The 24,550-nt window shown below is 75.2% G+C and carries 27 protein-coding genes; 16 read left to right on the forward strand and 11 right to left on the reverse strand.

The window, feature by feature from the left end:
• Window positions 1–25 precede the first annotated feature (25 nt).
• Window positions 26–901 carry a carbohydrate kinase family protein gene (locus DQ240_RS00355; RefSeq protein WP_113837666.1) on the reverse strand — a complete coding sequence of 292 codons (876 nt, stop codon included), beginning with the start codon at window positions 899–901 and terminating at the stop codon, window positions 26–28.
• A gap of 5 nt (window positions 902–906) precedes the next feature.
• Window positions 907–1,836 carry a pseudouridine-5'-phosphate glycosidase gene (locus tag DQ240_RS00360; protein WP_199588952.1) on the reverse strand — a complete coding sequence of 310 codons (930 nt, stop codon included), beginning with the start codon at window positions 1,834–1,836 and terminating at the stop codon, window positions 907–909.
• Between the two features lie 67 nt (window positions 1,837–1,903).
• Here DQ240_RS00360 and DQ240_RS00365 point away from each other — a divergent pair, with 67 nt between their 5' ends.
• Window positions 1,904–2,131, forward strand: coding sequence for a DUF3039 domain-containing protein (locus DQ240_RS00365; RefSeq protein WP_113837667.1), 228 nt, complete (start codon window positions 1,904–1,906; stop codon window positions 2,129–2,131).
• Window positions 2,132–2,250: 119 nt separating this feature from the next.
• Here the strand turns inward: DQ240_RS00365 and DQ240_RS00370 are convergent, their stop codons facing one another.
• From DQ240_RS00370 to ppgK, 5 genes are all read right to left on the reverse strand, one after another.
• The gene (locus tag DQ240_RS00370) at window positions 2,251–3,318 is read right to left on the reverse strand and encodes a YihY/virulence factor BrkB family protein (RefSeq protein ID WP_233498371.1); all 1,068 of its coding nucleotides are present in this window, start codon (window positions 3,316–3,318) and stop codon (window positions 2,251–2,253) included.
• Window positions 3,319–3,400: 82 nt separating this feature from the next.
• Window positions 3,401–5,779 (reverse strand): VanW family protein, encoded by a 2,379-nt coding sequence (locus DQ240_RS00375; RefSeq protein WP_233498372.1) that lies wholly within the window; start codon window positions 5,777–5,779, stop codon window positions 3,401–3,403.
• Window positions 5,780–5,937: 158 nt separating this feature from the next.
• Window positions 5,938–6,147 (reverse strand): hypothetical protein, encoded by a 210-nt coding sequence (locus DQ240_RS00380; protein WP_029430002.1) that lies wholly within the window; start codon window positions 6,145–6,147, stop codon window positions 5,938–5,940.
• Window positions 6,148–6,583: 436 nt separating this feature from the next.
• The gene (locus DQ240_RS00385) at window positions 6,584–7,894 is read right to left on the reverse strand and encodes an RNA polymerase sigma factor (RefSeq protein WP_113837668.1); all 1,311 of its coding nucleotides are present in this window, start codon (window positions 7,892–7,894) and stop codon (window positions 6,584–6,586) included.
• Window positions 7,895–8,162: 268 nt separating this feature from the next.
• Window positions 8,163–8,906 (reverse strand): polyphosphate--glucose phosphotransferase, encoded by a 744-nt coding sequence (ppgK, locus tag DQ240_RS00390; RefSeq protein ID WP_113837669.1) that lies wholly within the window; start codon window positions 8,904–8,906, stop codon window positions 8,163–8,165.
• Window positions 8,907–8,963: 57 nt separating this feature from the next.
• Between ppgK and DQ240_RS00395 the strand changes: the two genes are divergently transcribed.
• Window positions 8,964–9,770, forward strand: a complete 807-nt coding sequence (locus DQ240_RS00395; RefSeq protein WP_233498373.1) for an inositol monophosphatase family protein — start codon at window positions 8,964–8,966, stop codon at window positions 9,768–9,770.
• Here DQ240_RS00395 and DQ240_RS00400 read toward each other — a convergent pair.
• Window positions 9,767–10,330 (reverse strand): LytR C-terminal domain-containing protein, encoded by a 564-nt coding sequence (locus DQ240_RS00400; RefSeq protein WP_113837670.1) that lies wholly within the window; start codon window positions 10,328–10,330, stop codon window positions 9,767–9,769. The genes DQ240_RS00395 and DQ240_RS00400 overlap by 4 nt on opposite strands.
• Before the next feature lie 47 nt (window positions 10,331–10,377).
• A complete protein-coding gene (locus DQ240_RS00405) occupies window positions 10,378–11,424 on the reverse strand; it encodes a phosphotransferase family protein (protein ID WP_113837671.1) in 1,047 nt (348 codons plus the stop codon).
• A 308-nt stretch (window positions 11,425–11,732) separates the two neighbouring features.
• Between DQ240_RS00405 and DQ240_RS00410 the strand changes: the two genes are divergently transcribed.
• Genes DQ240_RS00410 through DQ240_RS00440 form a run of 7 tightly spaced genes read left to right on the forward strand, consistent with a single transcriptional unit; the run spans window position 11,733 to window position 16,179 of the window.
• Window positions 11,733–12,032, forward strand: a complete 300-nt coding sequence (locus tag DQ240_RS00410) for a DUF4193 domain-containing protein (protein ID WP_113837672.1) — start codon at window positions 11,733–11,735, stop codon at window positions 12,030–12,032.
• Between the two features lie 23 nt (window positions 12,033–12,055).
• Window positions 12,056–12,928 (forward strand): hypothetical protein, encoded by an 873-nt coding sequence (locus DQ240_RS00415; protein ID WP_113837673.1) that lies wholly within the window; start codon window positions 12,056–12,058, stop codon window positions 12,926–12,928.
• 10 nt (window positions 12,929–12,938) lie between these two features.
• Window positions 12,939–13,442 carry a dUTP diphosphatase gene (gene dut / locus DQ240_RS00420; protein ID WP_233498374.1) on the forward strand — a complete coding sequence of 168 codons (504 nt, stop codon included), beginning with the start codon at window positions 12,939–12,941 and terminating at the stop codon, window positions 13,440–13,442.
• A 1-nt stretch (window position 13,443) separates the two neighbouring features.
• Window positions 13,444–14,160 (forward strand): DUF3710 domain-containing protein, encoded by a 717-nt coding sequence (locus DQ240_RS00425; RefSeq protein ID WP_113837674.1) that lies wholly within the window; start codon window positions 13,444–13,446, stop codon window positions 14,158–14,160.
• The gene (locus DQ240_RS00430; RefSeq protein ID WP_113837675.1) at window positions 14,157–14,942 is read left to right on the forward strand and encodes a S9 family peptidase; all 786 of its coding nucleotides are present in this window, start codon (window positions 14,157–14,159) and stop codon (window positions 14,940–14,942) included. The genes DQ240_RS00425 and DQ240_RS00430 overlap by 4 nt, the downstream gene beginning before the upstream one ends.
• On the forward strand, window positions 14,939–15,316 hold the full coding sequence (locus DQ240_RS00435; RefSeq protein ID WP_113837676.1) for an OB-fold nucleic acid binding domain-containing protein: 378 nt from the start codon (window positions 14,939–14,941) through the stop codon (window positions 15,314–15,316). The genes DQ240_RS00430 and DQ240_RS00435 overlap by 4 nt, the downstream gene beginning before the upstream one ends.
• Window positions 15,313–16,179, forward strand: coding sequence for a DUF3159 domain-containing protein (locus tag DQ240_RS00440; protein WP_233498375.1), 867 nt, complete (start codon window positions 15,313–15,315; stop codon window positions 16,177–16,179). Before DQ240_RS00435 ends, DQ240_RS00440 begins: the two co-directional genes overlap by 4 nt.
• A 4-nt stretch (window positions 16,180–16,183) precedes the next feature.
• On the opposite strand, the gene DQ240_RS00445 is transcribed toward DQ240_RS00440, so the two are convergent.
• Both DQ240_RS00445 and DQ240_RS00450 read right to left on the reverse strand, forming a co-directional pair.
• Entirely contained in the window at window positions 16,184–16,852 is a 669-nt protein-coding gene (locus DQ240_RS00445) for a TrkA family potassium uptake protein (RefSeq protein WP_113837677.1), read from the reverse strand.
• A complete protein-coding gene (locus DQ240_RS00450; protein WP_113837678.1) occupies window positions 16,852–17,520 on the reverse strand; it encodes a TrkA family potassium uptake protein in 669 nt (222 codons plus the stop codon). The genes DQ240_RS00445 and DQ240_RS00450 overlap by 1 nt, the downstream gene beginning before the upstream one ends.
• A gap of 168 nt (window positions 17,521–17,688) precedes the next feature.
• On the opposite strand from DQ240_RS00450, the gene DQ240_RS00455 reads away from it, so the two are divergent.
• From DQ240_RS00455 to DQ240_RS00485, 7 genes are all read left to right on the forward strand, one after another.
• On the forward strand, window positions 17,689–19,734 hold the full coding sequence (locus tag DQ240_RS00455) for an APC family permease (RefSeq protein ID WP_113837958.1): 2,046 nt from the start codon (window positions 17,689–17,691) through the stop codon (window positions 19,732–19,734).
• Window positions 19,727–21,130, forward strand: a complete 1,404-nt coding sequence (locus DQ240_RS00460; RefSeq protein WP_113837679.1) for a class I SAM-dependent RNA methyltransferase — start codon at window positions 19,727–19,729, stop codon at window positions 21,128–21,130. The genes DQ240_RS00455 and DQ240_RS00460 overlap by 8 nt, the downstream gene beginning before the upstream one ends.
• Window positions 21,130–21,450 carry a hypothetical protein gene (locus DQ240_RS00465; protein WP_113837680.1) on the forward strand — a complete coding sequence of 107 codons (321 nt, stop codon included), beginning with the start codon at window positions 21,130–21,132 and terminating at the stop codon, window positions 21,448–21,450. Before DQ240_RS00460 ends, DQ240_RS00465 begins: the two co-directional genes overlap by 1 nt.
• A 44-nt stretch (window positions 21,451–21,494) precedes the next feature.
• Complete coding sequence (locus DQ240_RS00470) at window positions 21,495–21,722, forward strand: DUF4177 domain-containing protein (RefSeq protein WP_113837959.1); 228 nt, start codon at window positions 21,495–21,497, stop codon at window positions 21,720–21,722.
• 45 nt (window positions 21,723–21,767) lie between these two features.
• Entirely contained in the window at window positions 21,768–22,133 is a 366-nt protein-coding gene (locus tag DQ240_RS00475) for a hypothetical protein (protein ID WP_113837681.1), read from the forward strand.
• 140 nt (window positions 22,134–22,273) lie between these two features.
• Complete coding sequence (gene dxs, locus DQ240_RS00480; RefSeq protein ID WP_113837682.1) at window positions 22,274–24,193, forward strand: 1-deoxy-D-xylulose-5-phosphate synthase; 1,920 nt, start codon at window positions 22,274–22,276, stop codon at window positions 24,191–24,193.
• Complete coding sequence (locus DQ240_RS00485) at window positions 24,190–24,492, forward strand: thiamine-binding protein (RefSeq protein WP_113837683.1); 303 nt, start codon at window positions 24,190–24,192, stop codon at window positions 24,490–24,492. Before dxs ends, DQ240_RS00485 begins: the two co-directional genes overlap by 4 nt.
• Window positions 24,493–24,550: the final 58 nt, after the last annotated feature.

The following is a 24,550-nucleotide window of genomic DNA, read 5'->3' on the forward strand; positions in this document are numbered from 1 at the left end:
GCGTCACGGTTGCCGAGACGGCGTCTCATCGCGCGCCGGGCCGGGCCACGGCGGTGGCCGCGAGTGCCAGCCCGGCGTCCAGCAGCCCGGCGGGGGTGGGCTGCTCGTCGGCCAACCACGCGGCCAGCAGGCCGGCGGTGAAGGCGTCGCCCGCCCCGGTGGTGTCGACGACCTCGGTGGGCAGTGCCGGCCGGTGCACGAGGACGTCCCCGGAGCACCACAGCGCACCCTCGGCGCCGAGGGTGACCGCCACGGCCGGGTGGCGGGCGGCCAGCGCCCGCGCAGCGTCGGCGACGTCCGCGCAGCCGGTCAGCAGGCGGGCCTCGTCGGCGTTGGGCAGCACCAGCGTCACGCCGGCGGTGTCGGCCAGCCACCGGTCGACGCCGTAGGCGGTCAGCGGTCCGGTGGAGGCCGGGTCCAGCGAGGTGGTGGCGCCGGCTGCCGCGGCGGACGCCAGGGCGGCCAGGCCGGCGGGTCGCGGACGGGGGTCCAGCAACGTGTAGCCGGAGAGGTGGAGGTGCTCGCCGGACGCCGGCGCCGGCACGTCCCCGGGCGCGAGGTCGAGGTTGGCCCCGCGGTCGGCGAGCATGCTGCGTTGCCCGCCGGGCTCGACCAGGCTCACGATCGTGCCCGTGGCCGCGGCCGGGACGACCCGGACGGCCAGGTCCACCCCCGCTGCGGTGAGCTCACCGAGCAGGGCGGAGCCTGCGGCGTCGGCACCGATGCAGCCGGCGAAGGTCACCGGCACGCCCAGGCGCCCGAGGTGGACGGCGACGTTGGCCCCCGCCCCGCCGCCGCGCGTCCGGATGCTCGCCGGGCGGTCCGACCCGGGTGCGGGCTCCCCGGAGAGGACGGCGACGACGTCGGTGGCGAGGTCGCCGACGACCAGGACCGGCCGCACCGCGCTCAGCCGGGGAGCGCGGCCAGCGCGGCCGCGATCCGGCCGGCCAGCTCGGCGTTGCGGAGTACCAACCTCACGTTGACCTCGAGGGTCGCGCCCTCGCTGGCCCGGTGCAGGTGGTCGAGCACGAACGGGGTCACGTCCTTGCCGCGCACGCCCGCGGCGTCCGCGGCGGCGAGCGCGTCGGCGATGACCCGGTCGTGCAGGTCGGCGTCGAGCTGCTGGTCGACCGGCAGCGGGTTGGCGACGACGACCGCACCCGGGGCCAGCGCGCGGCGGGCGGCGAGGACGGCGGCGGCCTGCTCGGCGTCCTCGACCGACCAGTCCAGCGGCGAGCCGGAGTCGGCCACGTAGAAGCCGGGGAAGGTGCGGGTGCGGTACCCGATCACGGTCACCGACAGGCTCTCCAGCCGCTCGAGGGTGGCCGGGACGTCGAGGATCGACTTCACCCCGGCGCACACGACCGCCAGCGACGTCCGCGACAGCGCGGTGAGGTCGGCGGACTCGTCGAACGTGTCCACCGACTGGCGGTGGACCCCACCGAGGCCGCCGGTGGCGAACAGCCGGATGCCCGCCCGCTCGGCCAGCAACGCGGTGCTGGACACGGTGGTGGCCCCGGACAGGCGGAGGGCGGCGGCCACCGGCAGGTCACGGATGCCGAGCTTGGCGAGGTCGGGGTCGGCGCAGACGCGGTCGACCTGGGCGGGGGTCAGCCCGACGTGGGGGACGCCGTCCAGCACCGCGATCGTCGCCGGCACGGCACCGCCTGCCCGGACCGCGTCCTCGACCTCGTCGGCCGCGGCCCGGTTGTCGGGGCGGGGGAGGCCGTGGGCGAGCAGGGTGCTCTCCAGGGCGACGACGGGCGCGCCGGAGGCGAGGGCGTCGGCCACCTCGGTCGAGAGCTGCAGTGCGGGCGAGGGGGGTGCGGCAGTCACCCTGTCATCATGGACGTCGGTGTCCGGTCGTCCGGACGAGCCCCGTCCCCGATCCAGGGAGTAGCACGTGAGCAGCAGCGACGTCCTCGAGAAGCCCGACGTCCGCGAGGGCGACACCGGGAACGCCAACGAGGTCTTCCACTACGTGCGGAAGAACAAGATCGCGGAGAGCGCGGTCATGGGGACGATGGTCGAGGCGCTGTGCGGCGAGGTCTTCCCGGTGACCAAGAGCCCCAAGCCCGGCAGCCCGGTCTGCCCGGCCTGCAAGGAGATCTACGAGCAGCTCAAGAAGTAGGAGGACCCCCTCGCCCCCCACCGCTCGCGAGCTCGCGGCGGGCCCCGGCGGGTGCGACGGCGAGGCTCCGCGCAGGTCGGGACGGCACGTGGCCGCGGTGTCGTCCGGAGGACGACGGATCACAGAGTGTCGAGGCGGCGGGCGCGCTCGAGCTTCTCCGCCCGGCGCCGTTGCCGCCGCTTCTCGTGCCGGCGCAGCGGTGCGGGCCAGCGCTCCTGGACCGTCGCGTTGAGCTCGGCGCCCAGCAGGATCGCCATGCCGAAGAAGAAGCAGAACAGCAGCACCGCGATCGGGGTGGCCAGCGCGCCGTAGGGCAGCGCCGTGACCAGGATGTCGGCGATGTAGACCCGCAGCAGCGTCGCGGCCACGGAGAAGAAGGCGATCGCCAGGAGCGTGCCGGGCAGGTGCCGCCGCCACGGCAGCCGGCGCGGCAGGATCACGTGGTAGAAGCTCGTGAGCCCCAGGACCAGCCCGATCAGCACGATGGGCCCGTAGACGGCGTTCACGAGCACGGCCGCCGTGCCCTGCCAGTCGGGCGGGAAGAGGTCGACGAGCAGTCCGGGCCCGAGCACGAGCAACGGCAGGGTCAGCACCGCCAGGAGCAGTCCGACGACGAACAGCCACAGCGCCATGAGCCGGGTGGCGATCGGGCCGCGGACGTCGCGCTGGCCGTAGGCGATGACGATCGTGTTCATGAACGTCGCGGTCGCCGACGAGCCCGCCCAGAGGGTGAGCAGGAAGCCCAGGCTCACGACGTCCAGGCGGCCCGAGCCGAGGATGTCGGCCAGCGTCGGGCGGACGAGGTCGTCGACGACGTCGGCGGTCAGCGCGTTGGCCGAGGCGTCGACCAGCTGGTCCTCGATGCGGGTGACCGAGTCGCCGCCGATCCAGTCGCCGAGGTAGCCCAGCGACCCGAGCAGCGCGATCAGCAGGGGCGGGATCGCGAGGACCTGCCAGAACGCCGCCTCGCCCGACAGCCCGAGGATCCGGTCCGACCAGGCCTTGGCGACCGTGCGGCCCAGCAGCTGGAACGGCACCCGGACCGGCGCCGTCCAGCGGGCGCCACCCTCCCGTCCGCGGCCGGAGGCGGTGCTGCCACCGGCCTCCGGCCCGAACCCCACGGCCGCCGGGGCGGGGAGGGGCTCGCCGGCGCGGGCGGGGGGTCCCCCGGGCAGCACGGCGCTCACCGGCCCAGTGTGCACGTCGGCGCTGGTCCGGGCGGGACGGCGAGGGTGTCGTCGGGCACGCCGCCGTCCGCCGGCGCCGGGCTCAGCCGGCCCGGCGCCCACCCGGACGGCGTCCCGCCGGCCCGGTCCCCGGAGCGGGAGCGGGCGCCGGCGGGGGTGCGGCGGGGTCGGCGGGCACCGGCACGCACGTGATCACGGCCTCCGCCGCGTAGGACGTGCGGAAGGTCTCCCGGCGGATCTCCGCGCCGGTCTGCAGGTCCCGGAAGATCCGCGTCACGGTGACGTCGAAGCCGCGGACGCCGGACTGGGCGATGCAGGTGCCGTCGTCCGGGCGCTCGAGCACGGCCGGCTCGCGGAAGTTGGTCCGCGGCCCCTCGACGGCCTCGATCTCGTACCGCTTGGTCCCGTAGAAGGTGACCGTGAGCGATCCGCCGCCACCGGAGCGCGGCGCCCAGGCGGTGTCGACGTAGACGGCGGTGTCGGAGTCGTTGCGCCACTGGAGGTCGATCTGACCCTCGTAGACGGTCGCCTCGCGGCCGGCGGGGTAGCGGCTGATGTAGAAGCTGTGCGGCTTGTGGAAGACGTCCTCGAGCCCGGCGAAGAAGACGGCGTTGAACATCGTGGTGGCGAACTGGCTGATGCCACCGCCGACCGCCGTGGACAACCGGCCGCCGCTGATGACGTTCGCGGGCACGTACCCCTGGGCGGTGCCGCGCGGGCCGGTGAAGGTGTTGAGGCTGAACGTCTCGCCCGGCATGACCAGGGCGCCGTCGACCTCCTCGGCGACCACGCGGATGTTCGTGCCGCTGGCGGAGTTGGTCGTCGTGGTGGTGAAGGTGCTGATCTCCTCGCGGACGCCGAGGCCCTGGGCCTCCTCCGTGGTGAGCTCGGCCGGCACCGGGCCCAGCTCGGCGGTGATCGCGCGCGGGGCGGGCTGGGGGAGGACGTCGAGCAGCTGGGTGGCCAGCGCCGCGGGGTCGATCCCGGTGCCGTCCACCGACGGGACGACCTGGACCGCCCCGCCGACGAGCTCGAAGCGGGCGTCCTGGGCGGGGGTGCCGAAGGCCGTGACGTCGTCGCCCATGGCCTCGGCGAGCAGTGCGGGATCGATGCCCGCCACCAGCTCGCCGTCGTCCCGGGGGCTGAAGGTGAGCGAGGCGGCGATGGCCTCGACGGGGATCTCGACCGTGGTGCTGCCGTCGGAGCTGCTGACGGTGACCGGTGCGGCCAGGCCCGGCGTGACGACCTCGTCCAGGACGCGCTGGGCCTCCTGGACGTCCACCCGCGCCTCGGCCTCCTCGACCGGCAGCTCGATGGGCTGCGCGGGGTCGCCACCGGAGGCGAGGGCCGCGGTGACGGCCTCGGCGGCGCCCTCGCGGTCCAGCTCCCGGCCGACCTCGGCCTGGACGAGGGTGGCGGAGGTGCCGTCGATCGCGATCGTCGCGTCGACCGGCGGGCGGTCCACCTCGGCGGCGATGGTGTCGATCTGCGCGGCGAGCGCGGTCTCGTCCCCGCCGATGACCGGCTCCACCTCGCGGTCGGTGAAGAAGCTGGTGACCCGTGTCCAGGGGTTGAGCGGCTGGCCGGAGGCGGCGTCCACGGTGGCGTCGACGTCGAGGGTGATGCCGGCGGCCGCCGGGGCGAGCGGGAAGTTCTCGTCGGCGGCGACCACGGTGTGGTCGGCGGCGACCCGGGGGGCCAGTTCGCGCTCCAGGGTGGCGGCCGCCTCGTCGGGGGAGAGACCGCCGACGTCGATCCCGGCGATCACGGTGTTGCGCGGGACGTCGTCGCCGGCGACGAGCAGGTCGACGCCGTAGGCGCCGCCCAGGACGACGACCGCGGCCGCCGGGACGAGCACCGCCGGGCGTCGCCACCACGCGCGCGGGGCGGCCGGGGGCAGGTCGTCGGATCCGTGGTCACCGGGACCACGGTCGCCCGGGCCACGGTCCCCCGGGCCACGGTCGTCCGGTCCGTCGGTGCGGGGACCCGCGGGGTTCGGGGCCGGCGGAGCCGGGGTGATCGCGGCCGTCTCGTCCAGCTCGGCCGACGGGGTCGCCGCGCCGGTCACCGCGGGGGAGGTGGCGGTCACCGGAGGAGGAGGCATCTGACCCGGCGCCTGGCCGGGGGCGAAGCGGATGTCGGCGGTCTGGTCCCAGTCGTGCTCGGCCGCCGCGGGCGGGACCGACTCGGTGGTGACCGGTCCGCGGTCACGGGGGACCGGACGGGTGTCGTCGGAGAGCGGCTCCGGAGCCGGCTCCACCACGGTGGTCTGCTCGGCGGCGGGCGCCACGGCCGGCGACCCGGCTGGCGGGACCTCCTCGACCGGGGACCCCACGTCCGGGGAATCCGCAGCGGGGGTCGGGTCGGCGGGGGCCTCCGCGGCGGGCGGCGCGTCCTCCGGGCCGGGGACGGGATCCCCCAGCCGGGCGGTCTCGTCGGAGGTCACGGGGTGCTGGGGCATGGGGTGTTCCTCGGGTGGCCGTCGACCGGGGCTACCCGGGAACGACGGAGCCGCCGGGCCCTCGTCCGCGTCACGCGAACGGGGGACACCGGCGGCGGCGTCGGGTGAGGGCTTCATCGCTGTGCGCGACGATAGCGCCTCGATCAGTCGGGGCGGTGCTACTCGCCGTCGGTCTCGATGATGTCGGCGGCGATGTCACGCAGCTTGCCCTCGTACTCGCGGGCGTGGTGCCCGCAGAAGACGAGGTCGCTGCCACTGGGAAGGACGACCCGCACCTTGGCCAGGGCACCGCAACGGTCGCAGTGGAAGGGGACGACGAGGTCGTCGGCGGGGATCGTCGTCGTCAGCGTCTGGGTCATCTGGCTCATCACTCGCTCTCTGCCGCACGGACCCGCGATTGCGGATCGGCCTCCTGCACAGCGCCAGGATGGCTCCCCGTGTTCCCCGGTCCGGCGGGTCGGAGAGGTGACCCGCCGTGAGACGGGGCACCCGCGACCGGTGGTGCCGGTGGGGTCCAGCAGGGACTCATGCCTGGGTGGTGCTGGTCTGTCGTCGGTCGGTCTCTGATGGGTTCCGTGCGCCGGCCTGGATCCGGCTGGTGGGTCCGCTGCTGTCTGAACATCGCCAACGCTACGCCGGATACCCGACAGGTGTGGCCGTACACCGCCGGTCCGGCACCAGAGGGTGAGATCGTGACCTCGTCGCAACAGAGGTCCCGTCCGGCAACAGTCGCCACACGGGCCCGTCACGGGAACGACGACGGCCCGCCCCCAGCGGGGACGGGCCGTCGTTCGAGGTCCTTCGTCAGTCGAGGTAGTCGCGCAGCACCTGGGAACGGCTGGGGTGGCGCAGCTTCGACATCGTCTTCGACTCGATCTGGCGGATCCGCTCGCGGGTCACGCCGTAGACCTGGCCGATCTCGTCGAGGGTCCGCGGCTGGCCGTCGGTGAGACCGAAGCGCAGGCGGACGACGCCCGCCTCCCGCTCCGACAGCGTCTGCAGGACGCTCGTGAGCTGGTCCTGCATGAGCGTGAAGCTCACCGCGTCCACGGCGACGACGGCCTCGGAGTCCTCGATGAAGTCGCCGAGCTGGCTGTCGCCCTCGTCGCCGATCGTCTGGTCGAGGCTGATGGGCTCCCGGGCGTACTGCTGGATCTCCAACACCTTGTCCGGGGTGATGTCCATCTCCTTGGCCAGCTCCTCCGGGGTCGGCTCGCGGCCGAGGTCCTGGAGCAGCTCGCGCTGGATGCGGCCGAGCTTGTTGATGACCTCCACCATGTGCACCGGGATGCGGATGGTGCGGGCCTGGTCGGCCATGGCGCGGGTGATGGCCTGGCGGATCCACCACGTCGCGTAGGTCGAGAACTTGTAGCCCTTGGTGTAGTCGAACTTCTCGACCGCACGGATCAGACCGAGGTTGCCCTCCTGGATGAGGTCCAGGAACGCCATGCCGCGGCCGGTGTAGCGCTTGGCCAGGGAGACCACCAGGCGGAGGTTGGCCTCCAGCAGGTGGTTCTTGGCGCGCTCGCCGTCGCGGACGATCCAGTTGAGGTCGCGGCGCATCTGCGGGGAGAGCTTCTGGCCCTCCTCCTCGACCTGGCGCAGCCGCTCGGCCGCGTAGAGCCCGGCCTCGATCCGCTTGGCGAGGTCGACCTCCTCCTCGGCGTTGAGCAGCGCGACCTTGCCGATCTGCTTGAGGTAGGCCCGGACCGAGTCCGCCGAGGCGGTCATCTCGGCGTCCTTGCGGGCCTGACGGAGCGCCTCGGACTCCTCCTCGTCGTCCCACTCGAAGTCCCCGCCCTCGGCGGTGGCCTCCTCCGCGGGCTCGGCGACGGCGACGCCGTCGGGGCCGGCGACGACGGTCTCGTCCAGCTTGAGCCCCTCGCCGCCCTCGACGACGGCGACCGCGGTGTCCCCGGTGGCGACGGCGGTCAGGACGGCGCCGCCCTCACCCGCGCCGGGCGACGGCGAGATGCTGGGCTTGGTGCGGCTCTTGGTGCCGGGCTTCGCCGGGGCCTTCTTGCGGGCCGCGGGGGCGGCCTTGCCGGCGGCCGTCCTCGAGCGGGTGGCTGCGCTCGGAGCGGCGGTGTCCGGTGCGGGCGTTTCGGCGGGCACTCAGGGTTCCTTCCCGTTCTGGGTACCGTTCCCCGGGGAACCGATCGGTCCTCGGGTAGCGGCCTCGACCGTGTCGGTGTGCGCGAGATGGGGTCCCGGACCCTGCGCGGCGTTTGACCGGCGCGCGGCTGGGGGAAGCCTCTCGGCTGGTGGCGACGGGGCGGGGCTCCACCATTGTAACGACGCTGCGGCGCGGTTCCACCGGCTTCGTCCCGGCGGCCTCGCCCGGAGGGGCGAGGCGGCCCCCGGTGCGGCGCCGGGAGACGCCTCAGCTGCCGATGTGCTCGACGGCGGCGAGGGCGGCACCGACGATGCCGGCGTCGTTCAGCAGCTGCGCCGGGACCACGGGCGTGCGGGTCGACAGCAGCGGCACCCACTTCTCGGCCTTCTTGCTCACGCCGCCGCCGACGATGATCAGGTCCGGCCAGACACCGGCCTCCAGCACGTCGAGGTAGCGGTCCACCCGGCGGGCCCAGTCGGGGTAGCTCAGGTCCTCCCGCTCCCGGGCGGAGGCGGAGGCGCGCTCCTCGCCGTCCTCCCCGTCGACCTGGATGTGACCGAACTCGGTGTTGGGGACGAGGACGCCGTCGGTGAACAGGGCGCTGCCGATGCCGGTGCCGAAGGTCAGCATCAGCACCACGCCGTCGTGGCCGCGGCCGGCGCCGTAGCGCATCTCGGCGATGCCGGCGGCGTCGGCGTCGTTGAGCGTCTGCACCGTGCCCGGGATCCGCTCCTCCACCCCGACCGCCAGGTTGGTGCCGAGCCAGCTGAAGTCGACGTTGGCCGCCGTGTGCGCCACCCCCTTCTTCAGGACGCCCGGGAAGGTCACGCCCACCCGCTCGGTCCAGTCGAAGGCACGGACGATCTCGGCGACCACGTCGCACACCGGGTCGGGCAGTGCCGGCTGCGGCGTGGGGATGCGCAGGCGCTCGCCGACGAGCTCTCCGCGCTCGAGGTCGACGACGCACCCCTTGATGCCACTGCCACCGATGTCCACGCCGAAGCCCCGCACACCGTCACCCTAGTGATGCCGGCCCGGGGCGGCCGCGTACTGAGGCAGGATCGGCCCGTGACCGATCCGGACGCCCTGCTCGACCTCGCCGTCGCGACCGCCGGCGAGGCCGCGGCGCTCATCGCCCGCGAGCGCGCGGGAGCCGCTGCCGACGTGGACACCAAGTCCAGCCCGACCGACGTCGTGACCGCCGTCGACCGGGCGGCCGAGCTGCTGATCACCCGCCGGCTGCTCGACGCCCGCCCCGACGACGGGCTGCTGGGCGAGGAGGGCGCCGACCGCGCCGGGACGACGGGCGTGCGCTGGGTCGTCGACCCGGTCGACGGCACCGTGAACCTCCTCTACGGCCTGCCGGCGTTCTCGGTGTCGATCGCGGCCGAGGTGGACGGGCAGGTGGTGGCCGGCGTCGTGCACAACGTCCTGACCGGCGAGCAGTACACGGCGACGGCGGGCGGCGGCGCCTTCGCCACGTCACCGGCGCAGCCGGAGCCGGTGCGGCTGCGCGGCAGCAGCCCGGTCTCGCTGGAGCAGACGCTCGTCCTGACCGGCTTCGGCTACCGCGTGGAGCAGCGGCGGGCCCAGGGGGCGGTCGTCGCGGAGCTGCTGCCGGTCGTGCGAGACATCCGCCGGCACGGCTCCTCGGCGCTGGACCTGTGCACCGTCGCCGCCGGCCGGGTCGACGCCTACTACGAGGCGGACCTCAACCCCTGGGACCACGCCGCCGGTGCGCTGGTCGCCGCCGAGGCCGGCCTGGTGGTCACCGGTCTGCCCGGTCGCGCCTTCGCCGATCCGCTGGCGATCGCGGTGCCGGAGTCGGTCGCCGGTCCGTTCGTCGAGCTGCTGGACCGGCTGCACGCGGTCTAGGCGACGGGGGAGTCGCACTCCGCCGCGGCGCTGGAGGCCGGTTCGAGGACGGCGGCGACCTCCTCGGGGCTGGGCAGGGCGGTGAACTCGGGCCCGAGCACGAAGTCGACGCGGTCGTCGGCGCGGGTGTCCCGCCAGTCCTCGGCGCCGGGCAGGAAGACACGGGCGAAGGCGGCGGCGTCGGACCCGCGGGGGCCGTGCCGGAGCTCTCCGACGCCGGTGACCTCGCGGTCGGTGGGGTCGTTGGCGACCTCCTCGACCGCGAACCCGCGGGCGCGGAGCTCGTCGCCGACCTGCTGGGCCAGGCCCGGGGTGTCGGTGGCGTTGAAGACCCGCAGCCGCACGGTGGCGGGGTCCAGCTGCGGCGGGGCGGAGGAGGCCGCGGCGCAGGCCGCCTCCTCCCGGTCCTCCTCGGCGGCGGCGTCGCCGAAGACCTTCCACCAGACGCCCAGCGCCGCGAGCGCCAGGACGAGCAGGAAGACCAGCGGCGCGAGAGGACGGCGGTCGGTGCGGCGCGGACCGCGCGGCCGGAGCGTCGGACGATCGGTGGTCGTGCTCACCGCTGCTCCAGGCCCACGGGGCCGGAGTCTAGGGGCGCCCGGCGCCGCTAGATCGCACCGCCGTCCAGCGCGGCGCGTCCGCGCTCGACGCAGCCGTCGATCCGGTCGGCGTACCCGCTGGTGTCCTTGCCGGCCATGGCGCCGGCCTTCGAGCGGGCGACGATGCCCGCCACGATCGCGGCGAACTTGAAGTAGGCGAAGCCGACGTACCAGGAGAGCTCGCCCAGGTCCATGCCGCTGCGGTCGGCGTACCGCTCGGCGATCTCCTGCCGGGTCGGGAAGCCGGGCAGCGCCGTGACCGCGCTCTGCACCGCCGGCGGGTCCTCGCCGGCCTCGGGCCAGTAGACGAAGAGCATCCCGATGTCGGTGAGCGGGTCGCCGAGGGTGGACATCTCCCAGTCCAGGACGGCGCGGATGCGACCGGGGACGCCGGGGTCGAGCAGGCAGTTGTCCAGCCGGTAGTCGCCGTGCACGATGCCCGACCGCTGGGTGGTGGGCACGGTCTCGGCCAGGCGGGCGGCGAGCGCGTCCATGGCGGGGCGGTCGCGGTCGCGGGTGGCGTCCCACTGCTTGCTCCAGCGCCGGACCTGGCGGGCGGTGAACCCCTCCGGGCGGCCGAAGTCGGCGAGCCCGACTGAGGCGGGGTCGACCGCGTGCAGGTCGACGAGGACGTCGACGAGGCCGTCGCCGATGGCCCGGCGCTGCTCCGGCTCGTCCGCGTAGCCCGGCGGCAGCGCGTCGACGACGTGCACCCCGGTCACCTTCTCCATGACGTAGAAGGGCGCGCCCAGCACCGCGGTGTCGGTGCACAGGTGCAGCGTGCGCGGCACCGGGACGGCGGTCCCGCCGAGCGCGGAGATGACCCGGTGCTCCCGCTCCATGTCGTGGGCGGTGGCCAGCACGGCGCCGGTCGGCGGGCGGCGCAGGATCACCGCGTCGTCGGCGCTGCCACCCTCCGGCGTCACCACGTAGGTGAGGTTGGACATGCCCGCCGCGATGAGCTCGACGGTCACCTGCCGCCAGCGCTGGTCGCCCAGAGCGGTGGCGAGGTAGGGGCCGACGACGGCCGGATCAGCACCCACGGGAGTCGACACCGCCGCAGGGTAACCTCTGGCGCTCTGCGGCCTCCCGGCCCGATCCGGCGCGATGTGTCGGACGGCGACAGCCGGGCACAAACCGGGGCCGCTCGGCGTTGGGGGGCCTGCCGGTCCTCCGCCGCCGCGTACTCCGCCGGTCACGGGTGGCCCGGTGGAGGACCTCCGGTGGTCGGCGTGCACGCGCCGATCGCCGGACCAGACCATCCGGTCGCCACGAGCGGCCGGCCAGGACGGCGACGCACCGCGTCTCCGTCGACCAGGGCGGGCGACAGCCCGACGCACCCCGGAGGAGGGGCACACACACCATGGCCACCGATTACGACGCCCCGCGCCGCAACGAGGCGGACGAGCTCGGCGAGGACTCGCTCGAGGAGCTCAAGGCGCGGCGCGCCGAGGCCCAGTCCTCGTCCGTCGACGTGGACGAGACCGACTTCAACGAGAACCTCGAGCTGCCGGGTGCCGACCTGAGCAACGAGGAGCTCACCGTGCGGGTGCTGCCGAAGCAGGAGGACGAGTTCACCTGCTCGCGCTGCTTCCTGGTGCAGCACCGCACCCGCCTCGCCTCCTCGCGCGGCGACCAGCTGCTCTGCCGCGACTGCGCCTGACGAAGGACCGCGGGGAGGACGCCGTGAGCGAGCGACCCCGGACGGGGCCGGCCCGAGACGTGCCGCCCCCGCGTCCGGTCGGCGCCGCCGTCGCGGCCGAGACCGAGGGCGGGGTGGCTCGCGCGGCCCGGCTGCTCGCCGACGCGGTGACCGGCCTGCTCGGGAACGTCCCGCGGTCCTCCGCCGAGGGCGGGGCCCGCGGGACGGCCGGCGGCCTGCGCGACGTGATCGCCGCGGTCGCCGCCGCGGTGACCTCGGGCCGCGCCGGCTCCGGCGGCAGCGGTTCCGCGGCCGGTTCCCCGGACGACTCCTCGCGGGCGCCCGGCGCCGTGCTGGGCGACCTGCTCGCCGCGGCCGCCCCGCGGCTGCCGATCCGCGACGCCGCCCGGATCCGTGCCGCGTCCCCGGGCGCGACGGACGAGGAGATCGCCGACGCCCTGGTCCAGCGCGCCGCCCGGCTCACCGCCGCCGTCGGCGGGGCCACCGGTGGCCTGTCGGCCGCGCACTGGTTCGCACCCCCGTCGATGATCGCGCTCCCGCTGGAGCTCGCCGCCGAGACCGTGCTCACCGCCGCGGTGGAGATCGTCCTGCTGGGCGAGCTCCACGAGCTGTACGGCCGCGTCCCGGCCGGGGACGCCCGGGAGCGTGCGGCGGCCTACCTGGCCAGCTGGTCGGCCCAGCGCGCCGTCGACCGGACCGGCACCGCCGGTCTGGGCTCGGTGCTGGGCGCCGCGAGCTTCCGGGCGGTGCGCCGCCGGCTCGGCCGCCGGATGGCCCGCAGCGCCCCGGCCGCGGCGCCCTTCCTCGTGGGCGCCGCGCTGGGCAGTCGCGGCAACCGCCGGGCCACCGAGACGCTGGCCCGGCGCGTCCGCGACGACCTGCGCCGGTCCTCCTAGGATCGACGCCGTGGTGACGCCCCCGGTTCTCCCCGGTCCCGCCGAGGTGGAGGTGCCGGTGCGGCTGACCGGATCCGCTCCCGCGCCCCGGTACGCCCTGCCCGGCGACGCCGGCGCCGACCTGACCCTCGCCGAGGACGTCGAGCTGGCGCCCCTGCAGCGCGCGCTGGTCGGCACCGGGGTGGCCGTGGCCATCCCGGAGGGGTACGCCGGGTTCGTGCACCCGCGTTCGGGCCTGGCCCACCGGCTCGGTCTGAGCCTGGTGAACGCGCCGGGGACGATCGACGCCGGCTACCGGGGGGAGATCAAGGTGAACCTCGTCAACCTGGACCCGACGACGCCGCTGACGCTGCGGCGCGGCGACCGGGTCGCGCAGCTGGTGGTGCAGCCGGTGGTCCGCGCCCGGTTCGTGCCCGTGGAGGAGCTGCCGGGCAGCGAGCGCGGCGCCGGCGGGCACGGCTCCACGGGCGTGGGCGCCACCGACGGCACCGTCGACCAGGGCACGGGGGTCTGAGATGCCGCTCGGACGCCGTCGCAACCGCATCGACCGCAGCCTGCGCGAGCGGGGGGTGCCCCCCGAGCCGCAGGTCCGCGTCCGGGAGGTCGAGGAGACCGCCGGCCCCTACGACGAGGCCGACGCGCCCGACGACGGTCGCCCCCGCATCGACCTGGGTTCCCTGCGGCTGCCCGCGGCGGGCGGGATGGAGCTGCGGGTGGACCTGAACCAGCAGCAGAAGGTCGTCGGCGCGACGCTGCGCTACGGCGACTCGCTGCTGCAGGTCTCGGCGTTCGCCGCGCCCCGGGCGACCGGCATCTGGGACGACGTCCGCGCCGACCTCGCGCGCAGCGCCTCCGGCCAGGGCGGTTCCCTCTCCGAGGTCGAGGGCCCCTTCGGCCCCGAGCTGGCCGGCCACGTGCGAGTGACCCCACCGGCTGCGGCCGGGCAGGCGGCGCCGGCCCCCGTGCGCCGGGCCACGCGGTTCCTCGGCGTCGACGGCCCGCGGTGGTTCCTCCGCGGAATGATCAGCGGCCCCGCGGCGGAGAACCCCGAGGTCGCGGCGCCGCTCGAGGAGGTCTTCCGCGGCATCGTCGTCGTCCGGGGGACCGACCCGATGCCGGTCCGCGAGCAGCTGCCGCTCACCCTGCCGCCCGCCGCCGCGGCCCAGGTCGCGGCCCAGCAGGCCGCCCGCCAGCAGGGCGCCGCGAACCCGCCGGCCCAGCCGCCCGCGTGAGCACCGCGGTGGCCTACGGGCCGCACCCGGACCAGTTCCTGGAGCTGACCCTCCCCGAGGGCGGCGGTCCGGCGCCGGTCGTCGTGGTCCTGCACGGCGGCTTCTGGCGGGCCGCCTACGGCGTCGAGCTGGCCCGGCCGCTCGCGGCCGACCTCGCGGCCGCCGGGTTCGCGGCCGTCGCCGTGGAGTACCGCCGGGTGGGCGCCGAGGGCGGCTGGCCGCGGACCGCGGAGGACGTCGCTGCCGCCCTCGACGCCCTGCCCGGCCTGGAGGACGCCGCGCGCCTGGACCTCGACGACGTCACGGTGGTCGGCCACTCCGCCGGCGGTCACCTCGCCGCGTGGGCCGCCGGGCGGGCGCTCCTGCCCGACGGCGCCCCGGGCGCCCGCCCCCGGGTGCGGATCGCGGCCGCGGTGCTCCAGGCCGGCGTCCTCGACCTGGCGCGCGCCGACGAGCAGGGGCTGGGCCGCGGCGCGGTGCGCGAGCTGCTCGGCGGTCCGCCGACCCCGGACCTGCTCGCCCTGGCCTCGCCGGTGCAGCTGCTGCCCACCGGCGCGGAGGTGCTCTGCGTGCACGGCACCGGCGACGACGTCGTCCCCCCGGAGCAGAGCGAGCGCTACGCAGCGGCGGCCGGGCGGGCCGGGGACGCCGTGCAGGTGCGCCTGGTCGACGGCGACCACATGGTGCTGATCGACCCCGCCGGGCCGGCCTGGGCCCTGGTCCGGGAGTGGCTGCGGACACGCCGCGGTCGCGCCGCGGCCGGGACTACCCTGGTGCCGTGACAGAGACCCGGCCGGCCGGCTGGTTGACGCGGACCCTGCAGCGGCTCACCGTCGACGACCAGACCCGTGACGCCGAGCAGCTGCGCGACGACGCGGTCAGCGCCGGCTGCGAGGCGGTGAGCGCCTGCCAGAAGGGCAAGGTCGTCACCGTGACCGGCCGGCTCAAGTCGGTCGTCTACACCCCGCGGGAGACCGTGCCGACGCTGGAGGCCGAGCTGTTCGACGGCTCGGGCTCGGTCACGCTCGTCTGGCTCGGCCGCCGGCGGATCCCCGGCATCGAGCCGGGGCGCACCCTGACCGCCCGCGGGCGCTTCGGCTCCTTCGAGGGCCGCGAGGTCATCTACAACCCCTGGTACGAGCTGGGCCTCGGGTGACGGCTGCGGCCGGCAGCGAGCGCCCCGCCGAGGGCACGACGGGGGAGCAGCCCGGCCCGGACGCGGCCGCCGTGGACGAGGCCGCCGCCGGCCGGGGCACGGTGTTCGACCGGCACCTGGTGCTGGACCAGCTCGGCGGCTGGCGAGGGATGCTCGACGCCACCCTGCCGACCATCGCGTTCATCGTCGCGAACTCCCTGGGCGGGCTGCGGGTCGGGATCTGGAGCGCGCTCGGCGCGGCGCTGGCCGTGTTCGTGGTGCGCCTGGTCCGGCGGGAGAGCGTCCAGCAGGCGTTCAGCGGCCTGTTCGCCGTCGGTGTCGCCGTGGCCATCGCCGCCTACTCCGGCCAGGCCCGCGACTTCTACGTCATCGGCATCATCCGCAACGCCGCGATCGGCCTGCTGCTGCTCGGGTCGGTGGCGGTCCGCTGGCCGCTGGTCGGGGTGATCGCCGAGTTCCTCGCCCCGAGCCACCTCGGTGCCATGGCCACGCACGCGTCCCATCCGCCCGGGCTGCGCGGGCAGCTGTCCCGCGCCTCGGCGCTGCTGCGCCCGGCGGAGCGGGACCCCGAGACGGGGGAGCGGGCGGCCGATCCCGAGGCGGAGTGCCACTGGCGCGACGACCGGCGGCTGGTGCGGGCCTACGGCTGGCTGACCGTGCTGTGGGCCGTCGTCTTCCTGATCCGGGCGGCCATCACCGGCCCGCTGTACTTCCAGAGCGAGGACGGGGACGCCACCGTGCTCGGCGTCGTCTCCCTGCTGCTGGGCATCCCGGTGACCGTCGTCGAGCTCGCCATCACGCTCTGGGTGGTCGCCCGGCTGCACCGGCACCGGGCGCCGACGCCACCGCCGGCCGCGACCTGACCGCTCAGGACCGCGGAGCGGCGGAGAGGACCTCCTGCAGCTGCTCCTCGACGTCCTCGTGGGTCACGAACAGCAGTTCGTCGCCGGCCTCGAGCGGCTCGTCCGGGCTGGGTGTGATCACCCGGTCCCCGCGCAGGATCGCGGTCAGCACGGTCTCCCGGGGCAGCGGCACCTCGCGCAGCGCCTTGCCCACCCAGGGGGTGTCCTCGGCCAGCGTGATCTCGACCAGGTTGGCCGCGCCCTTGCGGAAGGTCATGAGCCGGACGACGTCGCCGACGGTCACCGCCTCCTCGACCAGCGCCGCGAGCACCCGCGGGGTGGAGACCGCGACGTCGACGCCCCAGGACTCGGTGTAGAGCCACTCGTTGCGGGGGTCCTTGACGCGGGCCACCACGCGGTTGACCGCGAACTCGGTCTTGGCCAGCAGCGAGACGACCAGGTTGGCCTTGTCGTCACCGGTGGCGGCGACGACGACGTCGCAGGTGGCCAGCTGCGCCTCCTCGAGGGAGCTGACCTCGCAGGCGTCGGCCTGCACCCACTCGGCGCCCGGGACCGCCCGCGTGCGGACCTTCTTGGGGTCCTTCTCGATGAGCATCACGCTGTGCCCGTTGCTGAGCAGCTCGGTGGCGATCGAGCGGCCGACCGCGCCGGCGCCCACGATGGCGACGCGCATCAGGCCTGCCCTCCCTCGGGGCCGCGCTCGACGACCTCGTGCACCCGCGCCGTGATCGCGTCGGTCGCGGCCAGGACGATCTGGTCGCCGTCCTGCAGCACGGTCGTGTGCGTGGCCAGCTGGGCCTCGCCGAAGCGGACCAGCCAGGCCGCCCGTGCGCCGGAGGCCTTCTCGAGCTCGGCGAGCCGGTGGCCCACCCAGACCTCGGTCACGGTGACCCGCAGCATGAGCACCTGGCCGGTGGGCTCGCGCCACAGCTCGTTGACCTTCACCGAGAGCAGCTCGCGCAGCAGGCGGTTCACCGTCCACGGCACGGTGGCCACGCTGGGGATGCCCATGCGCTCGTAGACCTCGGCCCGCTTGGAGTCGTAGATGCGGGCCACCACGTGCTGGACGCCGAACGTCTCGCGGGCCACGCGGGCGCTGATGATGTTCGAGTTGTCCCCGCTGCTGACCGCGGCGAAGGCGCCGGCGGAGTCGATGCCGGCGTCGAGCAGCGTCTGCCGGTCGAACCCGAGCCCGGTCACCTGGCGACCGCCGAAGTCGGGGCCGAGCCGGCGGAAGGCCTCGGGGTCCTGGTCGATGACCGCGACGCTGTGGCCGACCTCCTCCAGCCGCCGCGCGATGGCCGAGCCGACGCGGCCGCAGCCCATGACGACCACGTGCACGTGTCGCTCCTCGAGACCGGGTGGGCGCGGACGACGGCCGTCCGCACCGCGCGCGAAGCTACACCCGCTCCGGGCCGCGGGGTGGCGCCGCGGGAGGAGGTCCCTCTCACGGGCGGTCTGCGGCGCGGACGCGGCGCGCCCGGCCCCCGCGTCCGTACCATCGCCGCCGTGCCATCGCTGTCCGACCTCGGACAACTCCCGAAACGGCTCGTCCTGGGGCGTCCGGTCCGCAGCGACCGGTTGGGTGAGTCCCTGCTGCCCAAGCGCTACGCGCTGCCCATCTTCGCCAGCGACCCGCTCTCCTCGGTGGCCTACGCCACGCAGGAGATCCTGATCGTCCTGACGCTGGCCGGGACGGCGTTCCTCTACCTGGCCCCCTGGCTGGCCGCCGGGGTCGTCGTCCTGCTCGTCACCGTGGTCCTCAGCTACCGGCAGGTGGTCCGCGCCTACCCCTCGGGCGGCGGCGACTACGAGGTCGCGATGAAGAACCACGGGCAGTTCGCCGGGCTCACGGTGGCCAGCGCCCTGCTCGTGGACTACGTGCTCACCGTCGCCGTCTCCGTGTCCGCGGGGACCGACAACATCATCTCGGCGTTCCCGACGCTCGACGAGCACCGCGTGCTCATCGCCGTCGGCCTGGTGGCGCTGCTGGCCGCGGCGAACCTGCGCGGCCTGCGGGAGTCGGGCCGGGCGTTCGCCGTGCCGACGTACCTGTTCATCAGCGGCATCGCGGTCATGATCGTCACCGGTCTGATCCGCTGGTTCGCGACCGACGGCGGCCTGGTCGCCGAGACGGCGCAGTACACCGTCACCCCCGAGCCCGCCTACGACCAGCTCGGCGGGCTCGCGCTGCTGTTCTTCGCGCTGCGGGCGTTCGCCTCCGGGTGCACCGCCCTCACCGGGGTGGAGGCCATCGCCAACGGCGTCCCCGCCTTCAAGCCGCCGAAGAGCCGCAACGCCGCGACCACGCTCGCGCTCATGGGCGGGATCGCCGCCACCATGTTCGCCGGGGTCACCGCGCTGGCCCTGCTGGCCGACGTCAAGTACGTCGAGCACCCGTGCGACCTGGAGGGCTTCGCCAACTGCGAGACCGAGCCGCAGCGCACGGTCATCGCGCAGATCGCCGCGGCCACGTTCGGCGGCGACAGCTCGGTGGGCTTCTTCTTCATCCAGGCGGCCACCGCGCTGGTGCTGATCCTGGCGGCGAACACCGCGTTCAACGGCTTCCCGCTGCTGGGCTCGGTGCTCGCCCAGGACCGGTTCCTGCCGCGCCAGCTGCACACCCGCGGCGACAAGCTGGTCTTCAGCAACGGCATCCTGCTGCTGGCCGGCTTCGCGGTGCTGCTGATCGTCGCGTTCGACGCCGACGTCACCCGGCTGATCCAGCTCTACATCATCGGCGTCTTCACCAGCTTCACGATCGGCCAGTGGGGCATGGTGCGGCACTGGAACCGCGAGATGGGCCTGGAGCCGGACCCGGCCGCGCGCCGGCGGATGCGCCGCTCGCAGATCATCAACGCCGTCGGCGGCAGCCTGACCACCGTCGTCCTCGTGATCATCGTGATCACCAAGTTCACCCACGGCGCCTGGCTGGTGCTCGTGGCGATGCCGATCCTCTTCGTGCTCATGCGGGCGATCAACCGGCACTACTCGCACGTGTCCGAGCAGCTGGTGCCCGACACGGACTCCCGCCTGCTGCCCAGCCGGGTGCACGCGATCGTGCTGGTCTCCAAGGTGCACAAGCCGACGCTGCGGGCGCTGGCCTTCGCGCGGGCCACCCGCCCCGACGCGCTGACCGCGCTCACCGTCAACGTCGACGACGCCGACCTGAGGGGGCTGCGGGCGGACTGGGAGCGCTACGACATCCCGGTGCCCCTGACGGTGCTGGAGTCGCCGTACCGGGAGATCACCCGGCCGGTCGTGGACTACGTGAAGGCGATCCGCCGCAAGAGCCCGCGCGAGCTGGTCGTGGTGTTCGTCCCCCAGTACGTCGTCGGCCACTGGTGGGAGAACGTGCTGCACAACCAGAGCGCCCTGCGGCTGCGCGCCCGCCTGCAGTTCCAGCCCGGCGTCATGATCACCACGGTGCCCTGGCAGCTGGAGAGCTCGGTCGGCCGGGACGACGACCACCGGAACGGTCCCGCCCCGGGCGACCTCCGGCGGGGGATCACCGGCGACGCCGACGCCGACGCGGACGCCACCCCCTATGGCTGAGGAAGGGCCCCGGCCTCCTCACCCCTCGCAGGCTCGGGGCGAGCCTCGGGCCGGAGCCGACCGCCGGGCACGTGCCGGTCGTCCGTCCCGTCCCGATCGGGGCCTGGGCTGGACCGGCCGGCGCTTCGAGGTCGAGGTCGGGCCGGTGGCGCACGGCGGGCACTGCGTCGCCCGGCACGAGGGCCGGGTCGTCTTCGTCCGCCACGCGCTGCCGGGGGAGCGGGTCGTCGTCGAGGTGACCGAGGACCGGCAGCCCGGTTACTGCCGCGCCGACGCGGTCGAGGTGCTGGTGGCCTCCGACGACCGGGTGGAGCGGCGCTGCCCGTACAGCGGTCCCGGCCGCTGCGGCGGCTGCGACTGGCAGCACGTCTCGCCCGCGGGCCAGCACCGGCTCAAGGCCGCCGTCGTCCGCGAGCAGCTGGACCGGCTGGCCGGGCTGGGGGAGGACCCGGTCGTCGCGGACCTGGTGGTGGAGGAGCTGCCGGGCGGGCCGCTGCGCTGGCGGTCGCGGGCGCGCTTCGCCGTGGACCGCTCCGGGACGCCGGGGCTGCGCCGGCACCGGTCGCACGACGTCGTCCCCCTCGACGACTGCCCGATCACCCTGGAGCCGGCCGCCGCCGTGGTCCTGGGGCGTCGCTGGCCGGGCGCCGGCGCGGTCGACGTCGCGATCGACTCGACCGGCGCGGTCACCACGACCCGGCTGGACCGGCGCGGGACGCCGACGTCCTCGCGGGTGCTCCGCCCCGGCGGCGACCTCCCCGAGGAGCCGTCGGCCCGCGCCGCCCGCTCCGCCGGCGGCCGCGACTGGGAGGTCGAGGGCACCGGCTTCTGGCAGGTCCACCGGGCCGCCGCCGACGCGCTGGTGGCCGCGGTCGCCGGGTTCGCCGGCGTCGCGCCGGGGGAGACCGTGCTCGACCTCTACGCCGGGGCCGGGCTGTTCGGCGGCGCCCTTGCTCCCGCGGTCGGCCCGTCGGGCCGGGTGGTCTGCGTCGAGGCCGATGCCGGCGCCTGCGCGGCCGCCGAGGCCAACCTCGCCGGGCTGCCCCAGGCCGAGGTCTGGCAGGGCGAGGTGGACGCCGAGGGTCTCGCCGAGCTGCTCGGCGAGCTCGACGGGGCGCCCTCGGTGGTCGTGCTCGACCCGCCCCGGGCCGGAGCGGGAGCGGCGGTGAGCGGCGTGCTGGCCGGTTCCGGGGCCCGCGCCGTCGTCTACGTCGCCTGCGACCCGGCCGCGCTGGCCCGCGACGTCGCCGCGTTCGCCGGGGCCGGCTGGCGGCTGGCCGGGCTGCGGGGCTTCGACGCCTTCCCGATGACCGCGCACGTCGAGTGCGTGGCGCTGCTGGTCCCCGGCGAGCCCGGTGCCGCGGACGCCGCGCCGTCGTCGATCATGAGGGCGTGATGGGACGCGCGACCGCCGGGCTGGTGGCGGGGCTGGTGCTGCTGGCCGGGTGCGCCAGCGTCTCCGACGCCGACGCGCGCGCCTGCGACTACCTGTTCACCCAGCAGGACAGCGACCTCGACGAGGACCTCCCCGCCCTCGAGGACGTCGTCGAGGAGCTGGGGCCGGTGGCCGAGGGCGGCACCCTCTCGGCGGACCTGCAGCCGTTCATGCAGCGGGTCGTGTCCGACGCCGAGCGCCTGCTCGACGGCCGCAAGGCCCGGTACCTGAACTCGCACGTGCTCGACGCCCTGTCGGTCTGCATGGACCAGGGCTGGTAGCCGGGGTCCGACGGGCGGCGACGGCGTCCCGCTACGGTCGTGGGGTGACCTCCTGGGAGTACGCCTCGGTCATCACGGCCAACGACGCTCAGTCGCAGCGGGCAGGGGTGAGCGTCAAGCTCCCCGGCGGGACGCTGGAACGTCAGGCAGGGGACACCAGCTCGGTCCTCAACCGCCTCGGCGCCGAGGGGTGGGAGCTGGTCAGCTACCACTCCAGCGGCGCGGGCACCTGGGGCTTCGAGCAGTTCTGGTTGAAGCGCCCCGTCGAGTAGCCGCGCCGGTCGAACACCCGTTCGACGGTGTGGCACGATCCTGGGGTGGACGCGACGCCGCCGGGCTGGCCCGAGGCCGTGCGGCCGCCGGGCGCTCCCGACTGGGAGCGGACCGCGGTCGCCTGGCTGTTCGACCTCGTGCCGCCGGACTACCGCGCGCACGAGGTGCTGCGCCGGTACCCGGTCCTGCTCGCCCGGTTCGCGCGCGACCACGTCGCGGCGGGCCTGGAGGCCGCCCGCGCCGGGTGGCGGACGGTGCGCGTCGAGCTCGCCGACCACCTGCCGCCGGACGCCATGGAGGCGGCGATGACCGCCTACGAGCGGGAGGGTGCCCGCCTGGCCGCGGCGTCCCGCGGGGTGGAGGTCGTGGCCGGCGCGCTGCGCGGCGAGCGCTGGGTACCCCGGTTGTGAGCGGCACTGTGACGCGCATCCGAGTCCTCCGTTCGACCGGAAGTACCGGTCGAGCGCGGATACAGTGGACGACGGCGGCCGCTGTGTTGCCCTGACGTTGCCCTGCACCTGCCGCCGACAGAGAGGACGCTGACCACCTCGTGTCGCTCCTGCGCTCGCTCCGCGGTCCCGCCGACCTCCGGGCCCTGCCCGCCGACCAGCTCCCGGCGCTCGCCGCCGAGATCCGCGACGCGCTGGTCACCAGCGTGGCCCGCACCGGTGGCCACCTGGGCCCGAACCTCGGCGCGGTCGAGCTGACCATCGCCCTGCACCGCGTCTTCGACTCCCCGCGCGAGCCGATCGTCTTCGACACCGGTCACCAGTCCTACGTGCACAAGATGCTGACCGGGCGGGTCGAGGAGTTCGACCGGCTGCGCCAGCGCGGCGGCCTGTCCGGCTACCCGAGCCGGTCCGAGTCCGAGCACGACTGGGTGGAGAACAGCCACGCCTCCACGGCGCTGTCCTACGCCGACGGGCTGGCCAAGGCCTTCGACATCCGCGGCGACGCGCGCCCCGTGGTCGCGGTCGTCGGGGACGGCGCGCTCACCGGCGGGATGTCCTGGGAGGCGCTGAACAACATCGCGTCCGCGCGGGACCGGTCGGTCGTCATCGTCGTCAACGACAACGGCCGCTCGTACTCGCCGACCATCGGCGGCGTCGCCGACGCGCTCGCCTCGCTGCGGCTGCGCCCGGGCTACGAGCAGGCGCTCCTGCAGGTCCGTCAGGCGCTGCACCGCGCGCCGGTGCTCGGCTCGGCGCTCTACGACGCGCTGCACGCGATCAAGAAGGGCCTCAAGGACGTCCTGTCGCCGCAGGGCATGTTCGAGGACCTCGGCCTGAAGTACGTCGGCCCGGTCGACGGGCACGACATCGAGGTCATGGAGTCGGCGCTGCGCCGGGCCCGCTCGTTCGGCGGCCCGGTGATCGTGCACGCCGTCACCACCAAGGGCTACGGCTACGCGCCGGCCGAGACCGACCAGATCGACGCCTGGCACGCCACCGGGATCTTCGACCCCGACAGCGGCGCGGCCGTGCGCAAGACCGGCCTGGCCTGGACCGACGCGTTCGCCGACGAGCTGGTGCGGATCGGTGGCGAGCGGCCCGACGTCGTGGCCGTCACCGCCGCGATGCTGCACCCGACCGGGCTCGCGCCGTTCGCCGAGCGCTTCCCCGAGCGGACCTTCGACGTCGGCATCGCCGAGCAGCACGCGCTCACCTCGGCGGCGGGCATGGCGATGGCCGGCCTGCACCCCGTGGTCGCGGTCTACTCGACCTTCCTCAACCGCGCCTTCGACCAGCTGCTCATGGACGTCGCGCTGCACGGCCAGCCGGTCACCGTCGTCCTGGACCGGGCCGGGGTGACCGGCGACGACGGCGCCTCGCACAACGGCATGTGGGACATGTCGCTGATGTCGATCGTGCCGGGGCTGCGGCTGGCGGCGCCGCGCGACGAGGCGACGCTGCGCGAGGCCCTGCGCGAGGCGGTCGCGGTGACCGACGGGCCGACCGTCGTCCGCTTCCCCAAGGGCGTGCTGCCCCCGGACCTCCCGGCCCTGGAGCGCCGCGGGCCGGTGGACGTGATGCGCCGCGGCGAGCGGCGTGACGTGCTGCTGGTCGCCGTCGGGTCGATGGTGCCGATGGCCCTGGCCGTCGCCGAGCGCGCCGCCGACCACGGCGTGGACGTGACCGTCGTGGACCCGCGGTGGGTGCTCCCGGTCTCCGAGGAGCTCCAGACGCTGGCCGCCGGGTACCGCCTGGTCGTCACGCTGGAGGACGGCGGGCGGGCCGGCGGGGTCGGCACGACGCTCAGCCAGGCCCTGCAGGACCGGCAGTGCGACGTCCCGGTGCGGACGCTGGGCCTGCCGCAGCGGTTCTTCGACCACGGCAGCCGCGGGCAGGTGCTGGCCGACGCGGGGCTGACCGAGCAGGACGTCGCCCGGCGGGTCGTGGAGTGGGCCGCGGTGCTCGCCGACCGCACCGACGCCCGGGTCGCCCAGCCGGTGGACGGCGCGCAGGCATGACGGAGCCGACCGGTGAGTGGGTGATCGCCGAGATCCAGGTGGCGCCCTCGCCGCCCGGTTCTCCGGATAACCCGCACGAGCACGTCGAGGCCGCGATCGAGGTGATCGCGAGCTCGGGCCTGCGCTACGAGGTGGGCGCGCTCGGCACGACCCTCGAGGGCCCGGCCGACACCGTCTGGGACACCCTGCGCGCGACCCACGAGGCGATGCTGCTGGCCGGCGCCCGCACCGGGCTGTCGCACGTGAAGATCGCCTCGGTGCAGCGCGACATGGAGAGCCTCACCCGCAAGTTCCGCTGACCGGAACCCGCCGCCGGAACGGAGCATCGGTCAGCCGGCCGCCGGGCTGTCCGGTGGT

Origin of the sequence: Blastococcus sp. TF02A-26 (assembly GCF_003319125.1) — a bacterium.
GTDB lineage: Bacteria > Actinomycetota > Actinomycetes > Mycobacteriales > Geodermatophilaceae > Trujillonella.

Coding starts and splice junctions, on each gene's coding strand:
- DQ240_RS00375 (WP_233498372.1), bottom strand. CDS start 5,779: ATGCCCCAGCACCCCGTGACCTCCGACGAGACCGCCCGGCTGGGGGAT.
- DQ240_RS00410 (WP_113837672.1), top strand. CDS start 11,733: ATGGCCACCGATTACGACGCCCCGCGCCGCAACGAGGCGGACGAGCTC.
- DQ240_RS00425 (WP_113837674.1), top strand. CDS start 13,444: ATGCCGCTCGGACGCCGTCGCAACCGCATCGACCGCAGCCTGCGCGAG.
- DQ240_RS00445 (WP_113837677.1), bottom strand. CDS start 16,852: ATGCGCGTCGCCATCGTGGGCGCCGGCGCGGTCGGCCGCTCGATCGCC.
- DQ240_RS00380 (WP_029430002.1), bottom strand. CDS start 6,147: ATGAGCCAGATGACCCAGACGCTGACGACGACGATCCCCGCCGACGAC.
- DQ240_RS00465 (WP_113837680.1), top strand. CDS start 21,130: ATGGGACGCGCGACCGCCGGGCTGGTGGCGGGGCTGGTGCTGCTGGCC.
- DQ240_RS00460 (WP_113837679.1), top strand. CDS start 19,727: ATGGCTGAGGAAGGGCCCCGGCCTCCTCACCCCTCGCAGGCTCGGGGC.
- DQ240_RS00485 (WP_113837683.1), top strand. CDS start 24,190: ATGACGGAGCCGACCGGTGAGTGGGTGATCGCCGAGATCCAGGTGGCG.